At 51.4% G+C, this 19,730-nt stretch carries 18 protein-coding genes and 1 riboswitch; of the genes, 9 read left to right on the forward strand and 9 right to left on the reverse strand.

Annotation, left to right across the window (positions count from 1 at the left end; translation table 11 throughout):
- Positions 1-92: 92 nt before the first annotated feature.
- Entirely contained in the window at positions 93-470 is a 378-nt protein-coding gene (locus PsAD26_RS02910) for an MAPEG family protein (protein ID WP_063286410.1), read from the reverse strand.
- 262 nt (positions 471-732) lie between these two features.
- On the opposite strand from PsAD26_RS02910, the gene PsAD26_RS02915 reads away from it, so the two are divergent.
- The 9 genes from PsAD26_RS02915 (at position 733) to lpdA (ending at position 12,887) form a co-directional block, all read left to right on the forward strand.
- Entirely contained in the window at positions 733-1,191 is a 459-nt protein-coding gene (locus tag PsAD26_RS02915; RefSeq protein WP_063309213.1) for a hypothetical protein, read from the forward strand.
- Between the two features lie 188 nt (positions 1,192-1,379).
- The gene (locus PsAD26_RS02920; RefSeq protein ID WP_063309214.1) at positions 1,380-1,919 is read left to right on the forward strand and encodes an AprI/Inh family metalloprotease inhibitor; all 540 of its coding nucleotides are present in this window, start codon (positions 1,380-1,382) and stop codon (positions 1,917-1,919) included.
- A gap of 234 nt (positions 1,920-2,153) precedes the next feature.
- A complete protein-coding gene (gene zapE / locus PsAD26_RS02925; protein WP_063309215.1) occupies positions 2,154-3,311 on the forward strand; it encodes a cell division protein ZapE in 1,158 nt (385 codons plus the stop codon).
- 188 nt (positions 3,312-3,499) lie between these two features.
- Positions 3,500-4,462 (forward strand): malate dehydrogenase, encoded by a 963-nt coding sequence (gene mdh, locus PsAD26_RS02930; RefSeq protein WP_057462983.1) that lies wholly within the window; start codon positions 3,500-3,502, stop codon positions 4,460-4,462.
- 93 nt (positions 4,463-4,555) lie between these two features.
- Positions 4,556-5,755, forward strand: coding sequence for an ADP-forming succinate--CoA ligase subunit beta (gene sucC / locus PsAD26_RS02935; RefSeq protein ID WP_063294851.1), 1,200 nt, complete (start codon positions 4,556-4,558; stop codon positions 5,753-5,755).
- Positions 5,755-6,678, forward strand: a complete 924-nt coding sequence (sucD, locus tag PsAD26_RS02940; RefSeq protein ID WP_063294852.1) for a succinate--CoA ligase subunit alpha — start codon at positions 5,755-5,757, stop codon at positions 6,676-6,678. Before sucC ends, sucD begins: the two co-directional genes overlap by 1 nt.
- A gap of 183 nt (positions 6,679-6,861) precedes the next feature.
- The gene (locus PsAD26_RS02945; RefSeq protein WP_063309216.1) at positions 6,862-9,831 is read left to right on the forward strand and encodes a 2-oxoglutarate dehydrogenase E1 component; all 2,970 of its coding nucleotides are present in this window, start codon (positions 6,862-6,864) and stop codon (positions 9,829-9,831) included.
- A 66-nt stretch (positions 9,832-9,897) separates the two neighbouring features.
- Complete coding sequence (odhB, locus tag PsAD26_RS02950) at positions 9,898-11,382, forward strand: 2-oxoglutarate dehydrogenase complex dihydrolipoyllysine-residue succinyltransferase (RefSeq protein WP_063309217.1); 1,485 nt, start codon at positions 9,898-9,900, stop codon at positions 11,380-11,382.
- A gap of 101 nt (positions 11,383-11,483) precedes the next feature.
- On the forward strand, positions 11,484-12,887 hold the full coding sequence (lpdA, locus tag PsAD26_RS02955) for a dihydrolipoyl dehydrogenase (protein WP_063309218.1): 1,404 nt from the start codon (positions 11,484-11,486) through the stop codon (positions 12,885-12,887).
- Between the two features lie 56 nt (positions 12,888-12,943).
- Here lpdA and PsAD26_RS02960 read toward each other — a convergent pair whose 3' ends face one another.
- The 8 genes from PsAD26_RS02960 to fsa all read right to left on the reverse strand — a co-directional run bounded on the left by PsAD26_RS02960 (position 12,944) and on the right by fsa (position 19,618).
- Positions 12,944-13,375 carry a hypothetical protein gene (locus tag PsAD26_RS02960; RefSeq protein ID WP_063309219.1) on the reverse strand — a complete coding sequence of 144 codons (432 nt, stop codon included), beginning with the start codon at positions 13,373-13,375 and terminating at the stop codon, positions 12,944-12,946.
- Positions 13,376-13,454: 79 nt separating this feature from the next.
- Positions 13,455-14,096, reverse strand: coding sequence for a thiamine phosphate synthase (gene thiE / locus PsAD26_RS02965; RefSeq protein ID WP_063309220.1), 642 nt, complete (start codon positions 14,094-14,096; stop codon positions 13,455-13,457).
- Complete coding sequence (gene thiM, locus PsAD26_RS02970) at positions 14,080-14,892, reverse strand: hydroxyethylthiazole kinase (RefSeq protein ID WP_063309221.1); 813 nt, start codon at positions 14,890-14,892, stop codon at positions 14,080-14,082. Before thiM ends, thiE begins: the two co-directional genes overlap by 17 nt.
- 75 nt (positions 14,893-14,967) lie before the next feature.
- Positions 14,968-15,068: riboswitch (TPP riboswitch) on the reverse strand.
- A 59-nt stretch (positions 15,069-15,127) separates the two neighbouring features.
- Complete coding sequence (locus PsAD26_RS02975) at positions 15,128-16,087, reverse strand: tyrosine recombinase XerC (RefSeq protein ID WP_063309222.1); 960 nt, start codon at positions 16,085-16,087, stop codon at positions 15,128-15,130.
- Between the two features lie 81 nt (positions 16,088-16,168).
- Positions 16,169-17,254, reverse strand: coding sequence for a phospholipase D-like domain-containing protein (locus PsAD26_RS02980; RefSeq protein ID WP_063309223.1), 1,086 nt, complete (start codon positions 17,252-17,254; stop codon positions 16,169-16,171).
- A gap of 90 nt (positions 17,255-17,344) precedes the next feature.
- Entirely contained in the window at positions 17,345-18,079 is a 735-nt protein-coding gene (locus PsAD26_RS02985) for an endonuclease (RefSeq protein ID WP_063302679.1), read from the reverse strand.
- 277 nt (positions 18,080-18,356) lie between these two features.
- On the reverse strand, positions 18,357-18,845 hold the full coding sequence (locus tag PsAD26_RS02990; RefSeq protein ID WP_063302680.1) for a DUF523 domain-containing protein: 489 nt from the start codon (positions 18,843-18,845) through the stop codon (positions 18,357-18,359).
- 119 nt (positions 18,846-18,964) lie between these two features.
- The gene (fsa, locus tag PsAD26_RS02995) at positions 18,965-19,618 is read right to left on the reverse strand and encodes a fructose-6-phosphate aldolase (protein WP_057462970.1); all 654 of its coding nucleotides are present in this window, start codon (positions 19,616-19,618) and stop codon (positions 18,965-18,967) included.
- Between the last annotated feature and the right edge of the window lie 112 nt (positions 19,619-19,730).

A 19,730-nucleotide genomic window follows, 5' to 3' on the forward strand; every position in this document is an offset into this window, starting at 1 on the left:
ACAGCAGAACCGTGCCAGTTTGCGTGAGAAAGATCTTTACCTTTCTCACAATACCTTGAAATCGCGGGGATTATGACCCTCAGCGCTTGCTGTTATGACCACGCCGGAGACGTGAACAGCGCAACAGCGCAAATCAAACCAACGAACCAGACAAGAGAACGCAGGGTGGCGCGGTTAAGCCAATAGCATGCGACGAACAGCACGCGCATTGCGATGAACAGACCGCACAATCTTTCAATCCAGTCTGGGTCACCGCCATAGGCGAGGGCAACGAGCACAGATACTGCATAAAGAGGGAAAGCTTCGAGGCCGTTGATCTCTGCGGAGCGCGCGCGCAAGCGAAATCCTTCTTTCCAGTACTCTGGGTCTCTTGGGTTTGAGTTGTCGAACTTGCGGGAAAATTTGGCAGGAAGAACAGAAAGCCATGGCATCAGACCGGCAATCAGTATGGTCCATAAAGGGAAAGACATTGTGCAGCTCCAAATAAACTCAGAAAAATCGGAGCCTTTATACAGGCATAGAGAAACAAAGTGAACTGAGTTCACTTAGGTTTGAAGCCTCCACTGCGAATATTTCCGCATTTTGGCTTCGCTCATTCCAATTCTAATCGCAATTATTTTAAGCGCATCGTCTGGTTGTCATCGATCCGAAGAAAAAGGGCACTATGAAGTGCTGGAATCGAGTGACACCGAATGATTGGACATTGTCCGGCGCTCCAGTGGAGACGTGCCTATGACTACGGCAAATGTACTGTTTGTTTGCGTAGATAATTCATTTCTGAGTCTGGCCGCAGAAGCCTACTTAAACCATACCTCCATGGGAGAGTTGCGTGCCTTCTCTGGTGGCCCCTTGCCACGAGAGGAAATGGTTTCGCTTACCAAGAAGGTTCTTTTCGCCAACGGTATGGATGAGGGGGGATTGCATCCGAAGCCCTGGACGATTTTTTCGCTGCCCCATGCGCCTCAACCTGACTATATAATAAGACTTCAGACAAGTGTGCTTCTTGACAAGCAACCAATGTGGCCCGGTCATCCAGTAAAGTTGAACTGGGATATTTGCCTAGATGAAGATATTCCCCGGAACATAAAAGAGGCAACAGATGCATTCCGCAAAATTAAAGAATCTATAGATCTTGCAACCTCCTCTAAGGTTTTTTCTAGTGATTCTCTAAATTGGCGTGCAGCTTGTTAAGGTTGGCTGGCCCAATGCTTTATGAGAGTTGTCAGATTTTCCCATGTTTCCCTTAGGAAATAGGGGTTTCAGTGGGAAACTCACATTTTTTTGAGTGGTAAACCTTTCACCTGCCTTGTTTTAGGGGCAGTTTCTTAAGGTCTTTATGGTTAATACGCCTTAATTCACAAGGCTGGGATGACACCACTATGAATCGTAGTTTGACGATTGCATTTGTTTCTGTAATTGCACTTTCCACAATAGCGTGCCAACGGACGACGTATACCCGTAGCTATGTCTCTCCGTTGCCTGCTTCTCCGATCTCACCAATCGAGGGTCAGACCCTGTCGCCGATCACTCCTGGTCAGCCGGGCGCTGAAGGCCAGATCTTGGTTGACGGTCAGGACGCGAACGCTAATTCGCAGGTTGTTTCTGCACCTCCTGCTCCAAACGTCAATGCAACAGGTGGTTCTGTGGGCCGCACCGATCTGCTTGGCGGCTGGAGCGTCTCTTCAGGTGGCGACAACTGTAAGCTCTTCATGACGCTGACCAAGTGGAGCGGCGGTTACCGTGCAAATACACGCGGCTGTAGCGATGCAACGCTCTCTCAGATTTCTGCATGGAATCTGAATGGCAGTCAGGTTATCTTGAAAGACGCTGGCGGCGGAAACGTTGCGACCCTCTCTGGGGCTGGAACCAACTTCTCTGGTCAAACAGCGAACGGCGCTCCAATCAACTTCGCCCGCTAATCATCATCTGATGATCCTATAAGTTTCGAAGCGTTGCGCCAATATCAGGCGCAGCGCTTTTTGCGTTTGTTTAAGTGCGCCGCAGAATTTGATCAGATGTGAGACGTTGGTTTTACGAATAAACCCTATTGTACTTGCGTCTGGGTAGCGCTCTCCTTTATGCCATGGGCAAATATAGCCCGTCGGATCGGCGTGATTTGCCCTCTGAAATACAGCTTAAGGAATGTGAGCTCCGTGCTTGAGAATACGTCTAACCTAACAACCGTCCTTGCCCACTACGAAGCGATGGTGGCGCGGGGCGACCTGGAAGCCGATCCGGCGCAAATTCAGGTGGCAAAGTCTCTGGATGCTTTGACTGCAGAAATGGTGCAGCGAAAGCCGGAAGAAAAGAAGGGGCTGTTAGGTCGCCTGCTTGGAAAAGGCAAGGAAGAGCCAGACTATATCAAAGGCCTGTATATTTGGGGATCTGTAGGACGCGGCAAAACCATGCTCATGGATCTGTTCTACGATCTAAGTCCTGAACCTAAAAAGCATCGTTCCCACTTCCATGAGTTTATGGAGGAGATCCACGATCGCATATTTATGGTCCGCAAGAAGATCAGTGCTGGGACGATCAAAGACCGCGATCCGATCATCCCGGTTGCTGAGGAGATCATCAGTACAACGCGGCTCCTGTGCTTTGATGAATTCACTGTAACCGACATCGCAGATGCCATGTTGCTCGGGCGGCTTTTCGGCAAATTGTTCGAGGCTGGCGTTGTCGTCGTGTGTACCTCAAACGTGGTGCCGGATGAACTCTATAAAGACGGACTGAATAGAAATCACATTCTTCCATTCATCCGTTCTTTGAGTGAGCGAATGAGTGTCATCCATTTGGATGCGCCGACGGATTACCGCCTCGAGAAGCTCTCTGGCTCCGACACGTATCTTGAGCCGCTTGGTCCTGAAAGTCTTCAGAAAATGGAGAAACTTTGGGCTAGTATGACTTATGGCCTTCAGTGCCATCTTATTGAGTTGGAAAATAAAGGCCGGAAAATACCCGTGAGCCGCACCTGTAGCGCGATTGCCTGGTTCACATTTCAGGAATTGTGTTGCACCCCGCTAGGGCCCTCTGATTACCTGCGTATTGCACATGCTTTCAACACAGTTTTCCTCGAAGGTGTACCTGTCTTGGAAAAGGCGCGTAGGAACGAAGCAAAGCGATTCATCAATCTGATTGATACGCTCTACGACAATCACGTTCATCTCGTGATTCAGGCAAGCGCAGAGCCGCAGGAGCTCTATGTTGCCTCATCTGGAACCGAAGCATTTGAGTTTGATCGGACAGCTTCGCGCTTGATCGAAATGCGTTCGGAAGAGTACTTGATGCGTGAGCATAATATCGAAATCTGAAAAAATTTAATTTTATTCAGAAATGACGTATTGAGAGCTTATCCAAACTGCTAAAAAAACGTCATTTTACGGAAAATAACGCGGATGTGTGCTTCATTTGGGTTGCGCACATCCGTCAAAACCGCTACCCACTGCGACAAATAGGCACCATATATCATGGTTCTATGTTACGTAAAGGGGAGCTCCTCATGGCGCGCAACAAGATTGCTTTGATTGGATCCGGTCAGATTGGTGGCACACTTGCACACCTCGCTGGTCTGAAAGAACTGGGTGATATCGTTCTGTTCGACATCGCTGAAGGTATGCCTCAGGGCAAAGCTTTGGACTTGGCAGAATCTTCTCCAGTTGACGGCTTTGACTCTGGTCTGTCTGGCACAAACACTTATGAAGGCATCGCTGGTTCTGATGTCGTCATCGTGACTGCAGGTGTTCCTCGTAAACCTGGCATGAGCCGTGATGATCTGCTTGAAATTAACCTGAAGGTTATGGAGCAGGTTGGTGCTGGTATTAAGAAGTACGCTCCAGACGCTTTCGTAATCTGCATCACCAACCCACTTGACGCGATGGTTTGGGCTCTGCAGAAATTCTCCGGTCTTCCAGCAAACAAAGTTGTTGGCATGGCTGGCGTATTGGATAGCGCTCGCTTCCGTTACTTCCTTGCAGAAGAATTCAAAGTATCCGTAGAAGACGTAACCGCATTCGTTCTTGGCGGTCACGGCGATACAATGGTTCCACTGACACGCTACTCCACTGTTGCTGGCGTTCCACTCACCGATCTGGTGAAAATGGGCTGGCTCACTGCTGAGCGTCTCGAAGAAATCGTTCAGCGCACCCGTGATGGTGGCGCAGAGATCGTTGGTCTTCTGAAAACAGGTTCCGCATTCTACGCACCAGCTGCATCTGCTATCGCAATGGCAGAAAGCTACCTCAAAGACAAAAAGCGCGTTCTTCCATGTGCTGCATACCTTGATGGCCAGTATGGTCAGAAAGACATGTACCTTGGCGTGCCAACTGTTATTGGCGAAAACGGCATCGAACGTATCATTGAAATTGATCTCAATAGCGATGAAAAAGCGATGTTCGACAAATCTGTTTCTTCTGTAAACGGCCTTGTTGACGCTTGTAAGAAAATCCAGCCTGCTCTGGCATAAGCCACGCAAGCTATGATCTGAAAGACTGGCAGCACTAGGCGTTGCCAGTCTAGCTCCCTGCTTCGGCAGGGCCCCTTAGAATGGGAAGGGCAGATGAACATACATGAATACCAGGCCAAACAGGTCCTGAAGGAATACGGCGCACCTGTTGCTGAAGGTGTTGCAATTTTCTCCGCTGATGAAGCTGAAGCTGCTGCAAAAAGCCTTCCAGGCCCGTTGTGGGTTGTGAAGTCCCAAATCCACGCAGGTGGTCGCGGTAAGGGTAAGTTCAAAGAACTTGGCCCAGAAGCAAAAGGCGGCGTTCGTCTTGCATTCAACCTGGATGAAGTAAAGTCCCACGCTGCTGACATGCTCGGCAACACGCTGGTGACTGCGCAGACCGGTGATGCTGGTAAAGTCGTAAACCGTCTCTACATTGAAGACGGCGCAGACATTGACCGCGAACTGTACCTCTCTCTGCTCGTCGACCGCACATGTGGTCAGGTTGCTTTCGTAGCATCCACCGAAGGCGGCATGGATATCGAGGAAGTTGCGCACAACACGCCAGAACTTATCCTCACTCTGCCAATCGATCCGCTTCAGGGCGTGACCGAAGACAAAGCATCCGCTCTTTGTGACACCCTCAAGCTTGAAGGTGAAGCACGCGCGGATGGCATGAAGCTGTTCCCAATCCTCTACAAAGCATTTGTAGAAAAGGATATGGCGCTTCTCGAAATCAACCCACTGATCGTTATGGAAAATGGTCGTCTGCGCGTTCTGGATGCGAAAGTGTCCTTCGACGGCAACGCACTGTTCCGCCACGAAGACATTGTTGCCCTGCGCGATAAGACCGAAGAAGACGAAAAAGAGATCGAAGCTTCCAAGCACGACCTCGCTTACGTTGCTCTCGACGGTAACATCGGCTGCATGGTGAACGGTGCTGGTTTGGCAATGGCGACCATGGACATCATCAAGCTGTATGGTGCTGAGCCTGCAAACTTCCTCGACGTTGGTGGCGGCGCTACCAAAGAGAAAGTAACCTCTGCGTTCAAGATCATCACGTCCGATCCAAACGTACAGGGCATTCTGGTTAACATCTTCGGTGGCATCATGCGCTGTGATGTGATCGCAGAAGGCGTTCTGGCTGCTGTTAAAGAAGTTGGTCTTCAGGTTCCACTCGTTGTGCGTCTCGAAGGCACCAACGTTGAGCTTGGTAAGAAGATCATTAGCGAAAGCGGCATGAATGTTATTCCTGCTGACGATCTCGACGATGCAGCTCAGAAAATCGTGGCTGCTGTGAAGGAGGTCGCATAATGTCTATCCTCGTCGACAAAGACACCAAAGTCATCGTTCAGGGTCTGACTGGTAAAACCGGTACATTCCACACTGAGCAGGCACTGGCTTACTTCGGCACCCAAATGGTTGCTGGCGTACACCCTAAAAAAGGCGGAGAAACCTGGTCTTCCGGACTTGAATCCGCTGCTGAACTGCCAATCTTTGCTTCCGTTAAAGAAGCTAAAGAAGCAACCGGTGCAAACGCTTCTGTTGTTTACGTCCCACCAGCAGGTGCAGGCGCAGCAATCATCGAAGCTATCGACGCTGGCATTCCTTTGATCGTTTGTATCACTGAGGGTATCCCGGTTGCAGACATGGTGAAGGTTAAAGCTCGCCTCGACGCATCCGACAGCCGTCTTCTCGGTCCAAACTGTCCAGGTGTTCTGACACCTGAACAGTGCAAGATTGGCATTATGCCAGGCTCCATCTTCCAGAAGGGCTCTGTAGGTATTGTTTCCCGTTCAGGTACACTTACTTATGAAGCAGTCTTCCAGACTTCGCAGGAAGGCCTTGGCCAGTCCACTGCAGTCGGTATTGGTGGTGACCCTGTGAAAGGCACTGAGTTCATCGATATGCTGGACCTGTTCTTGGATGATCCAGAAACAGAATCCATCATCATGATCGGTGAGATCGGTGGTTCTGCAGAAGAAGAAGCAGCTGAATGGCTCAAAGAACAGGCTGCAAAAGGCCGTTCTAAGCCAATGGTTGGCTTCATCGCTGGTCGTACAGCGCCTCCAGGCCGTACCATGGGTCACGCAGGTGCTGTGATCTCTGGCGGTAAAGGCGGAGCGGACGACAAGATTGCTGCAATGGAAGACGCGGGCATCCGTGTATCTCCATCCCCAGCTAAGCTTGGCAAGACCCTTGTTGCTCTTCTCGAAGAGTTGAAGCAGGGTGCTTAAAAATTACACCTCCTATACCATTTAGGAGGCATACTAAATCGACTGTCGGTGAATCACTTTCATCGACAGTCTTGAGAAGGCAGTAAGTCCCCAGGCTTGCTGTCAGTCGCGGGACCCAAGGGTATGTGGTGTGTGACACCCGCCCAAAGAAAGTAGGGCGGATCAACAGTCCGCTTAAAAACGATGGCTCGGCAGGACGCGAACAACGTATTCGCGCTGACGTCGTTTCTTTACGGCGCCAACGCTCCTTATATTGAAGAGCTTTATGCTCAATATCAGGAAAACCCGAATTCACTCGACCCCGAGTGGAAAGAATTCTTTTCTTCGCTTCAGGATAATCCAGAAGACGTAATCAAGGAAGCTCGCGGAGCAACCTGGCAGCGTTCTGATTGGCCAGTTCCAGCAAATGGTGAACTGGTTTCAGCTCTTGATGGCGACTGGCCTGCTGAGAAAGAAGTCAGCAAAAAGATCAAGTCCACGGCCAAGAAGAATGGTGTTGAGCTAACCGAAGATCAGGTGCTGCAGGCAACTCGCGATAGTGTTCGTGCGATCATGATGATCCGTGCTTACCGTATGCGCGGCCACTTGCATGCTGATCTTGACCCGCTCCGCCTTGCTGTTCCTGGTGACCATGAAGAGTTGCATCCCGCGACCTATGGCTTCTCTGAAGCGGACTGGGATCGGAAGATCTTCCTGGACAACGTTCTGGGTATGGAATTTGCCACCATCCGTGAGATGCTGGAAATTCTGAAACGGACCTATTGCTCCACTCTTGGTGTCGAGTTCATGCATATTTCTGATCCTGCTGCAAAAGCATGGATCCAGGAGCGCATTGAAGGTCCGGACAAGCACGTTGCCTTCACACCAGAAGGTAAAAAAGCGATCCTCAATAAACTTGTTGAGGCCGAAGGCTTCGAGAAGTTTCTTGATGTAAAATACACCGGTACAAAGCGTTTCGGTCTGGACGGTGGTGAAGCACTGATCCCAGCGCTGGAGCAGATCATCAAACGTGGTGGTGCTCTTGGTGTTAAAGACATCGTTCTGGGCATGGCACACCGTGGCCGTTTGAACGTTCTGTCTCAGGTGATGGGCAAGCCACATCGCGCGATCTTCCATGAGTTCAAGGGCGGTTCATACGCTCCTGATGATGTGGAAGGCTCCGGTGATGTGAAGTACCACCTCGGTGCTTCTTCTGACCGCTCCTTCGACAACAACAACGTTCACCTGTCTTTGACTGCGAACCCGTCTCACCTTGAGATCGTAAACCCGGTTGTTCTGGGTAAGGTTCGTGCCAAGCAGGACCAGCTTTCTGATTGGAAAGAGACATCAGAAATTGATCGCAGCAACGTCCTCCCATTGCTTCTGCATGGCGATGCTGCGTTTGCTGGTCAGGGTGTTGTTGCTGAGTGTTTCGGTCTGTCCGCGCTTCGTGGTCACCGCACTGGTGGTTCGATCCATGTGATCATCAACAACCAGATCGGCTTTACAACCAACCCACGTTTCTCACGGTCTTCACCTTATCCTTCTGATGCTGCGAAAGTGATTGAAGCGCCGATCTTCCATGCAAATGGTGATGATCCGGAAGCTGTTACTTTTGCTGCAAAGATTGCAACTGAATATCGTCAGAAGTTCGGACGCCCAGTCGTGATTGATATCATCTGTTATCGCCGCTTTGGCCATAACGAAGGTGACGAGCCTGCGTTTACGCAGCCAATCATGTACCGCAAGATCCGCAAGCATGAAACAACCCTTCAGATCTATGCTGACAAGCTGGTCAAAGAAGGTCTGATGTCTGCTGAGGACGTGAATAAAGCAAAAGCTGATTGGCGTTCGCATCTGGATCGTGAATTCGAAACAGGCCAAACCTACAAGCCAAACAAAGCCGACTGGCTTGATGGCCGTTGGTCTAAGATGAAGATTGCTAAGGAAGTCGATGAGCCGCGTCGTGGTTCTACTGGTCTTTCAATGGATGAACTCAAGGACCTTGGCGGCAAGCTGACCAATGTTCCTGATGACTTCAATGCACACCGCACGATCCGCCGCTTCATGAACAACCGTGCCAAAATGATCGAGACCGGTGAAGGTATCGATTGGGCAATGGGTGAGGCAATGGCATTCGGTGCGTTGCTGAAAGAAGGCCATTCCGTTCGCTTGTCCGGTCAGGATTGTGAGCGCGGTACCTTCTCTCAGCGTCACTCCGTTCTTTATGATCAGGAAGACGAAGACCGTTACATCCCGCTGAACCACGTTGGTGAAAAGCAGGGCCGTTATGAAGTCATCAACTCAATGCTGTCTGAAGAAGCAGTGTTGGGCTTTGAATACGGTTACTCGCTGACAGAACCAAATGCGCTGACCATGTGGGAAGCACAGTTCGGCGACTTCGCCAACGGTGCACAGGTACTGTTCGACCAGTTCATCTCCTCTGGTGAGCGTAAATGGCTGCGTATGTCCGGTCTGGTTTGCTTGCTGCCGCACGGTTATGAAGGTCAGGGGCCTGAACACTCCTCAGCACGCCTTGAGCGTTTCTTGCAGATGTGCGCGGAAGACAACATGCAGGTGGCGAACTGTTCGACACCGGCAAACTACTTCCACATCCTTCGCCGTCAGCTGAAGCGTGACATTCGTAAGCCACTCGTTCTGATGACGCCAAAGTCTCTGCTCCGCCACAAGCGTGCAGTTTCCAAACTGGAAGACTTCGGCGCAGACGAAAGCTTCCACCGTCTCCTTCACGATGATGCTCAGACGAACCCGGGTTCAACTGTTGAGCTGAAGAAGGATGAAGACATCCGTCGCGTGATCCTGTGTACAGGTAAGGTCTACTATGACCTGCTCGAAGAGCGTGAGAAACGTAACATCAACGATGTTTACATCCTCCGCGTTGAGCAGCTCTACCCATTCCCGACCAAATCCCTGTGCGTAGAGATGGGCCGCTTCAAGAATGCAGACGTAGTCTGGTGTCAGGAAGAGCCAAAGAACATGGGCTCTTGGTTCTTCATTCAACAATATATTGAATGGGTTCTGGAGCATGTGAATGCAAAAGTGCATCGCCCGCGTTACGTTGGCCGTCCACCAGCTGCTGCTACAGCAACCGGCTTGATGTCAAAGCACTTGGCTCAGCTACAAGCTTTCCTCGACGATGCATTCGCCGAGTAAGTACCTCGTAATCAGGTAAGTCCGACAGGCCTTTCAGGGGCCCTGAAACGAAAAGAGATAGAGACAATGGCGACGGAAATTCGAGTACCCACTCTGGGTGAATCCGTAACCGAGGCAACAATCGCTCAATGGTTCAAAAAACCGGGCGATGCGGTGAATGCAGATGAGCCACTGGTTGAGCTGGAAACAGACAAGGTAACTGTTGAAGTACCTGCGCCTGTAGCTGGTAAACTGGATAGCATTGATGTGAAAGAAGGCGATACTGTTGAAGTTGGCGCCCTTCTTGGTTCCATCGCAGAGGGCGCAGCTGGTGCTGTGTCCGCTCCTGCTGCCGAAGCTGCACCGGCTGCTAAAGCTGCGCCTGCTGCAGCTGCTGAAACAGTTGAAGTTCTGGTACCACACGCTGGTGAAAGCGTTACCGAAGCTGAAGTTGGCGAATGGTCAGTTAAAGTTGGTGACGTTGTAAAGGCTGACGATATCCTCGTTGAGCTGGAAACAGACAAAGCTGCTCAGGAAGTACCTAGCCCAGTTGCTGGTACCGTAGTTGAAATCGCTCAGGCAACTGGCGCAACTGTTGAGCCTGGTAACCTGCTCTGCAAAATCGCTAAAGGCGACGGCGCAGCTGCCGGAGCAGCTCCAGTGGTTTCTGGCACAAGCATGCCAGCAGCACCTTCTGCAGCAAAGATGATGGCTGAAAAAGGTCTCTCCGCTGATCAGGTTGCAGGCTCTGGCAAGCGCGGTCAGGTTCTTAAAGGTGATGTTCTCGCAGCTGTTGCTGCTGGCGTTTCTGCTGCTCCGGCAGCTGCTCCAGCTCCTGTTGCAGTGCGCGTCGTTTCAGCTCCGACTGACGAAGTGCGTGAAGAACGTGTTCGCATGACCAAGCTACGCCAGACGATTGCGCGCCGCTTGAAAGATGCTCAGAACACTGCGGCTATGCTGACCACTTACAACGAAGTGGACATGAAGCCGATCATGGACCTGCGCAAGCAGTACAAGGACATCTTTGAGAAGAAGCACGGCGTAAAGCTTGGCTTCATGGGTTTCTTCACCAAAGCAATTACCCATGCTCTTAAAGAAATCCCGGCTGTAAACGCTGAGATCGATGGCACTGACATCATCTACAAAAACTACGCGCATATCGGTGTTGCTGTTGGCACTCCGAAGGGTCTCGTGGTTCCTGTTGTTCGTGATGCAGACCAGATGTCTATTGCTGAAATCGAAAAAGAAATCGGCAACCTCGGTCGTAAAGGCCGTGATGGCAAGCTCTCCATGGCAGACATGCAGGGTGGCACTTTCACCGTCTCTAATGGCGGTGTTTACGGCTCCCTGATGTCCTCTCCAATCCTGAACGCACCGCAGTCCGGTATTCTCGGCATGCACAAAATTCAGGAGCGTCCGGTTGCGATCAACGGTCAGGTAGAAATCCGTCCGATGATGTATCTGGCTCTGTCCTACGATCACCGTATCGTAGACGGCAAAGAGGCAGTGACCTTCCTGGTTCGCGTTAAAGAGAGCCTTGAAGATCCACAGCGTCTGATTCTGGACCTCTGATATAAACGTGCCCGGCACTGGCCGGGCACATTTGTTTTAAGGGAAATTGGCGCACTTCTCTTCGTTGCAGCCTTCTCCCGCCTACTTACAGGGATTTGCAAATGTCCTACGATCTCGTCGTCATCGGTACCGGCCCAGGCGGTTATGTTTGTGCAATCAAGGCAGCTCAGCTCGGCATGAAAGTTGCTGTAGTTGAGAAGCGTAAGACCCATGGTGGTACTTGCCTGAACATCGGTTGTATTCCATCCAAAGCTCTGCTGCATGCTTCTGAAATGTTTGAGGAAGCAAACCACAGCTTTGAAGCCCTGGGCATCAAAACTTCCAAGCCCAAAGTGGACTGGAAGGCAATGCTGGCGCACAAAGACAAAGTGATCGACGGCAATGTAACCGGCATCGATTACCTCTTCAAAAAGAACAAGATCGACGTTCACACTGGTACTGGCCGTGTGCTTGGCGCTGGTCGCGTAGAAGTAAAAGCTGAAGACGGCTCTACTTCCATCGTTGAAACCAAGAACATCGTGATCGCAACAGGTTCTGACGTGATGCCTCTGCCAGGTATCGAGATTGACGAAAAAACTATCGTCTCCTCAACCGGCGCTTTGGTTCTGGATAAAGTGCCTAACCGCATGACTGTTGTCGGCGCTGGCGTTATCGGTCTTGAGCTTGGTTCCGTCTATGCCCGTCTTGGTGCTGAAGTGACCGTTGTTGAGTTCATGGACAAGATCCTTGGCCCAATGGATGCAGACGTTTCCAAGCAGTTCCTGCGTATGCTGAAAAAGCAGGGCCTCAAGTTCAAGCTGTCCTCCAAGGTAACTGCGGTTCAGAAAAAAGGCCGTGCTTTGGAAGTGACCGTTGAGCCAGCAGCGGGTGAAGCCGCCGCAGCAGCTCTGGATGCAGACGTGGTTCTCGTCGCAATCGGCCGTCGTCCTTACACTGAAGGTCTTGGTCTGGCAGAAGCAGGTGTTGAACTGGATGAGCGCGGCCGCGTGAAGACAGACAACCACTACAAGACCAATGTTGACGGTATCTTTGCTATCGGTGATGTGATCGCAGGCCCAATGCTTGCGCACAAAGCGGAAGACGAAGGTGTTGCTGTTGCAGAAATGCTTTCCGGCCAGGCTGGTCATGTAAACTATGACGTCATTCCTGGTGTTGTTTACACCTCTCCGGAAGTTGCCAGCGTTGGTAAGACTGAAGAAGAGTTGAAAGCTGCTGGCATCAAATTCAAGTCCGGCAAGTTCCCGTTCTCCGCAAACGGTCGCGCGAAAGCGACGCTTCACACCGACGGTTTTGTGAAAGTTCTGGCTGACGCTGAAACAGATCGCGTGCTCGGCGTTCATATCGTTGGCGTTGGGGCTGGCGAAATGATCCACGAAGCATGTGTTCTGATGGAATTCGGCGGTTCCTCTGAAGATCTGGGTCGCACCTGTCATGCGCACCCAACAATGTCTGAGGCAGTGAAAGAAGCTGCTATGGCGACATTCGCCAAGCCAATCCATATGTAATCTGGAACTTCCAGATTAAGAAAAAGCCGCTTCAGGAAACTGAGGCGGCTTTTTTGCTATTGGCGAACAAGGATGTAGCTGCGGGTCTTATTGGGAATCGTTGGATCGTGGTTTTCTGTTCGCACGTAAGCCTGAATACGCTCCCCCATTGGCCGAAGCTCAATGTGTTGCGCTTTGAAGAAGCCACCAAACCGGAACGTGAGTACGCCAGAAAAACTAAGCTGCCCTGGCGCCCAACCCCATTTGCAATCGCGAGGAGAGCAGCTGGTAAATGCGCGGGCGCGCACAACCAGTTGTCCATCAAGGCACTGGCCTTCAACTTCAATCTGAGAAAGCTCTTTCAAACGTGCTTTGGGGTTTTCCCAGTCCCCCAGCTCCGCCATCTCCGATTTGCGGACTTCACAGGCTGTTTGAGCTTGAGCTGCTGAAACAAGAAAAGCAAACGTGCTGAAGAACATGCACATAAATGTTGTTTGTCTAAGTTTCATGACTAAAAGCTCCCCGCCTAGTCCTCTCATATATCAATGTAAATGGGCTCTGCGAGGAGTAAATGCGTGTTTTATCCTATCACCCTAGGTCTTTTACGCTTTTGATGATGTCCTGAAGCTTGCGCGTAGCTGCGGAAGGACTAGATGCCCCACAGATTGCTGAAATAACTGCAACTCCATCTGCTCCAGCTTTGATCACCTGATCCGCATTAGCAAGCGAAATTCCGCCAATTCCAACCACAGGCAACTGAGACTGAGCTGTCAGACCTGCAAAGCTCCGCATGCCCACCTCAGCCGCATCATCCTTACTGCCCGTCGGGAAGCAGGCGCCTATGCCAAGGTAATCGCAGGCAGAAATATCCGCAGCATCAAGTTCATCCTGAGTGCTGACCGATAGGCCAAGCAGCTTATTAGCGCCAATCAACTCCCGGGCTTTCGTGGCATCCATATCATCCTGCCCAACATGAACCCCGTCCGCATTAACGGCTAACGCAACATCCACACGGTCATTGATGATCAACGGCACATTCAGCGGCTTCAACGCTTGCATCAACCGCTCTGCGAGCTCAATTTGCTCACGTGTGCTGCCGGTCTTGTCTCTAAGCTGGGCCAAAGTTGCGCCGTTTTGTGCAGCTGCAACTGCAATGTCGACGGGATCCTGACCGGGGCAGTCTTGCGGCCCCAGCACCAGATAAACGGAAAGATCAAGCAACGGCTTCATGCATTTCAACCCGTGTTGTTGCGTTGAGGATATCGCTGTTCAGCTGATAGAGACCGTTAATGATATCCAGCTGTAAGCTTGCTGGTCCGGCTGAATTTTTTGCAGCAATCTCACCAACAACTCCGAGAAAGACCATTGCATCAACAGCGGCATCAAACGGGTTGTCGCAAACAGCCAATGTTGCGCCAGTCAAAGCCGTTGCCGTGCAGCCAAGACCAGTCACATAAGGCATCATCTTATCCCCGTTGGAGACTTCAGCTGTGCGTTTGCCGTCTGTGATGAAATCCACCGGCCCAGAGACAACAACAACAGCGCCCGTCTGCTTCGCCAGTTCTTTTGCTCCTGCGAGAGCAGCCTCAGAACTATCGGTGCTATCAACGCCTTTTCCACCTGCACCCAGACCAGCAAGTGCCATGATTTCAGAGGCATTGCCGCGAATAACGCTCGGCTTGTTCTCCAGCAATTCACCAGCCAGCTTGGTGCGGAAGGTCAGCGCTCCAACAGCCACCGGGTCCAGCACCCAAGGGCGACCTGCTTTGAGAGCTGCAGTTGTCGCCAGCTTCATTGCCTCTGCCTGAGCAGGGGTAACCGTGCCAACGTTGACCACTAATGCACCTGCAACACTTGCAAGTTCAGGGGCTTCCTCTGGTCCATCCACCATGGCAGGAGAAGCGCCAATGGCCAGCAGGGCGTTAGCAGTGGTATTCGCTACCACGATGTTCGTCATGTTATGGACGAGTGGACTGTTTTCACGAATTGCGGAAAGAGTTGCGCAAGCGCTTTCGACACGACCCATTTTTATCCTCGGTCTTGTTGTGCGAAAGAGAGCTGGTGTCAGGGCCTTGGCATGCCGCCAGAAGAAACTATCCCCCAACACGGTGTGAGTGCTCCCTTCGCTGGAATTATCCAGAGCAGGTTCTTCGAGTATAATCTCAGCCACAACACAAGTGTCGGGCACCCCGTTTCACATTGCCGAACCTAGGGGATCTGCTAAGGGAGATCAAGGTGATGTGAGGGAGCGGGATAACCTATCAACGACGCGGGTGTGCCTTGTCATAAGCGTCCAACAGCTGTGCACTGTTCACTTCGGTATAAATCTGTGTGGTAGAAAGACTTGCGTGACCCAGAAGCTCCTGAATGCTCCTCAAATCCCCGCCTTCAGAGAGTAAGTGAGTTGCAAAAGAGTGGCGTAAAGCATGTGGGGTTGCAGTATCCGGAAGTCCGAGAGCACTGCGGATTTTCTGCATGGCCAGCTGGATCATACGTGCATTTAGCGGTCCGCCACGAACGCCGCGAAACAGCGGGGAGCTGCCTGACAGGTCATAGGGGCACTGCTCTTTGTAGGCCTCGATAGCTTCTATTACCACTGGCAGAACCGGAACAAGCCGTTCTTTGTTGCCTTTACCGCGAATCTTCAGTGATTTATCCCCCTCCTTCGGTGCCGAGGCCGATGTTAGAGACAGCGCTTCAGAGATGCGGAGGCCGCAGCCGTAGAGCAGCGTGAAGACGGCTGCGTTACGGGCTTCAACCCAGGGAGTGTCCTCGAAAGCGAGATCGCTGCTGACAATTGCTTTGGCTTCCTCAACGGGGATAGGCTTGGGTAGGCTACGGGGAAGTCTCGGCGTACGGACCGCCGCAGCTCCAGCCGCATTCACCTCACCGCGCTCCTCCAAAAACGAGAGGAAAGAGCGGATGCCAGCAAGGCCACGGGCCAGTGTCCGCGTCTGCGCGCCATCCTTCCGACGTGTCGCCAGAAAAGCGCGAAAGTCCTTTGGTTTCAAAGACTCCAGATGCCGTAGAGCAACCGGTTCACCCTCGTAACTGGTCATGAAACGCAGGAACTGACGGGCATCACGCTCATACGCTTCCAGTGTCCGTTCAGCCAGTCGCCGTTCAGAGCCCAGATGATCAATCCAGTCTTCTATCGCTGCGGTAACATCTGGTTTGCAGATGATGAGTAAGTCTTCGCCGCTATCAAGGGAATTTGCCATTCGCAAAGTGTAAGCGCCAAATCTGGCTGAATGGTTACCAAAAGATAAACATACACGCCTTTGCGAAATGCCTGCGCAAATTCAGTTGATGACGATTGGCTGCCCGTGATCACTGATGATCCGGTCAATTTCCTGCCGAGCGGCCATCGCAAACCGTTTCTGGTTCTCGGTTGGCACCACAGAATCCCCCAAAACGACGATGTTCTCGTCATTAAACCGGTTCGCCGGGCCTGTGTAATTGAAGCTGCCGACAATCATAATGCTATCATCAATTACCATAAGCTTATGATGAAGCTTACCAATTCGGCTTGAACCGCGAACGAAATGCAAATCAGCACCAGCTTCTGCTAAAGGCTGAGTGGCTGCCCAGTCCTGTCCGCCTTGCCGGGCATCAAGCGCACCACGCACCTTTCGCCCAGCCTCCATCAGCAGCAACATGGCATCATCAATGCCGGAGCTTTTGGAGAAGGTGAAGATAGCAAAGTCCACTCGTTCCTTAGCTTTTGTCATCTGTTTGGTGACTTCCATCTCTGGTGCGTGGTCCGGTGCAAAGCAAACTTTCACGCGGATGTCGTCAACAATCACTTCTTTCGGTGTGTTCTCGGCTTCGTTGTCATCAACGCTGTATCGGCCAAATCGCCCCCGTTTAATCTCCCTGAATTCCCGTTCAAAGATATCGGCAACCTTCTCATTCTTGATGATGAGAAGATGGTTCAGGTTGCGATGTGTGCCGGTCTCAGTGAAGTTTGTGGAGCCGGTCAGAACAGCATTGCCATCGCGAATGATGAATTTCTGATGGAATATCCGTGGGTTAAAGTCAGTCCGAACCCACACCTTAGAGCGCAGCAACGCCGCGTGAAGTTGCCGGTTCACCTCGTTCTCAACACGAGGGTCGCTTGAGTGCGGGTCGTCTGCTGGCTCATCTACGCTCAGGTAATCCGCCTCGGACACCACTCGCACCCGCACCCCGCGTCGCTTTGCGTTGATAAGTGCGTTGGTTATGCGTTTATTGTCTATTTCTTGAATTGCTATGTCGAGCGAGCGCTCTGCAGCATCAATAAACCCGATAATCTCGCCCTCAAGATCATCCAGCGGGTTATCCTCTAAATGATCGAGGACTGTCTTCGGACCAACAAGGAATTTAAGATTCTCAGTTTCAACTGCCATTGTACCCTCCCACCGTCATAACACCTTACCCTAGGGTAGATGATGTGTCGGTACACAATTATGACGGTAGGAAGCGAAAAGAGGACCTAGCTAGAAACCAACCGAAATAAGTGGATTGGTGTTGCCTTGAATTTCCAGGATGCGAGCATCACGCAGCTGCTCTTCTTCAGAGACCGGATCCTCTGCCATCCAATTGTTGAACATCTCCACTTCAGTCTCTGTCAGAGGCATGCCGTAGGTGGTCTGCATGTACAGATAGATCCGCGCAATATCACCGCGCGTCTCAGCCATCGGCTCGGCAACTTTCCGGCTGCTGTCAATCTCAAAGTCACAAGCACCGTAAGTCCGGTCTTCGCCAGTAATAACGGCCATGCGATAATTGGAGCGGTCTCCGTTTAACTCACCAACGGCTGGAACGAGGTTATGGAGATCAGCTTCCATGCGCTTGAAATCTGCATCAACTTTAGAGCAGCACCGGCGGCCCTTATAGGATTTGCCCTTCTTGGTGGTGCAGGCAGGGTCGCCTTCACTCCAGCAAGCCCGGGTTTTGCCAAAACGGGAGGCCGGAACAATATGCTCCCACTCAATCCGCTTGCCGCGCTTGGCGTTTTTGCGCGGAGTATACCCGCAACTGTCCGCATCAACCTGCTTCTTTCCATTGTAGGTGCAACCACAATAGAAGGTCTCGCGATACTCTTCTGACGGATAAATATGCTTCTCCAACAGGCGCTTGGCCTGAGAGAAGCTGGTTGGCGGCGCAGAAAAGGCTGCAGTTGTCCAGATGCAAGCTAAAAGGGCAGCAGAGAATACGATGAGGTTACGCATGAAGGAGTCTTTCGCAAGCGTATCCCTGAAAAGTGGTCTCCGGTTTTCAGATAAGGATACGCATTAATAAAGATCTTGAATGAGGCGCGTGAATGAAATGCACGCGACATATTCAAGTTCACCATCAGAAACTGGCGAGGGAGAGTTAAGAAAACCCTGCCAACACTGTTTGACGCGGTGGATACTGGTTTGTGCTGGTCCACTTTGACCGAATGAATGGGTGTGAACCTTGCCAAGCAAGATGAGGGGAGGAGAGATTGAGGGTTAAACGGAGGTTCTAAGAGCGCAATCGCGCTGCTAATTCACGAATTTGATGCTGAGCAAATACCTCAACGCCGTTCTTGAGCAGATCAGCAGCGACGACACCCAGGCCAGAACGAGTTTGCCCATCATGATGCCCACTATAGATAAAAGTGCTCCCGCAGGATGGGCTGCCATCCGTCAGCAAAGCAAAACGGCAACTTTCTTCAAGAGCGGTCTGTACCGCGATGCTAGCACCAAGGCGAAACTGGTTGGTGACGTCGCGCCCATTGTCTTCAAAAATTCCGCCATGGCCTTCGAGAACATCTGTGCCCAATTGGTTCTCTTCAATCTCAGCTGGTGGGCGCGGTGTTGGAAATCCTGCTGCGACTTCCGGGCAAAGGGGCACCAGAATACCGGCTTCCTTCCAACCAGTTAGAATACTGCTTTCAAGTGGTAGGCCACTGCCGTTGTAGCGGACTGGCTCACCAAGCAAGCACGCACTTATCAGGATTTTCGTGGTCATACTGCGGATACCTGAATTTTAGATAGGCTTGGGCTGGCTGAGACTGCACGATAAAACAAAAAACGCGGACCCAATGGCCCGCGCTTAATATCATCGCGATATGCGAAAACGAAATGAGCTTAAACGATGCTCTGACCGGTTGCTGCCCAGTCCTTCATGAATGCTTCCAGACCTTTGTCGGTCAATGGGTGCTTCACGAGGCCCTTCAGTGTTGAAGGTGGGATAGTTGCAACATCAGCGCCGATGAGCGCGCAGTCTTTTACGTGGTTTGCGCTACGGATAGAAGCTGCAAGAATTTCGGTGGTGAAGCCGTAGTTATCATAGATCTGACGGATTTCAGCAATCAGGTCCAGGCCTTCAATGTTGATGTCGTCCAGACGGCCAATGAATGGAGAGATGAAGGTCGCGCCAGCTTTTGCAGCCAGAAGAGCCTGGTTTGCAGAGAAGCAAAGGGTCACGTTGGTCTGCACGCCTTTGTTCGCCAGAACGCGGCAAGCCTTCAGGCCTTCCAATGTCAAAGGCAGCTTGATGCAGATGTTATCTGCAATTGCGATCAGCTCTTCAGCTTCTTTCAGCATGCCTTCAGCGTCGGTTGCGACAACTTCAGCAGAAACAGGACCATCCACAAGCTCGCAGATCTCTGCGATGACTTCTTTCATTGGACGGCCAGATTTCATGATAAGAGATGGGTTAGTGGTAACACCATCGAGAAGACCGGTTGCAGCCAGCTCTTTAATGTCGTTGGTGTCAGCAGTATCAACGAAGAATTTCATGCCGGAAAGGCTCCTGATTTCTTAGTAGCCTCTCGTAGGGTACCGGAGGCCTAGGGGGGAATTCCGGTATGTGTTTAGCCCAGAGTGTATAGAAACAACAAGAGTAAAACCC

Origin of the sequence: Pseudovibrio sp. Ad26 (assembly GCF_001623285.1) — a bacterium.
Taxonomy (GTDB): domain Bacteria; phylum Pseudomonadota; class Alphaproteobacteria; order Rhizobiales; family Stappiaceae; genus Pseudovibrio; species Pseudovibrio ascidiaceicola.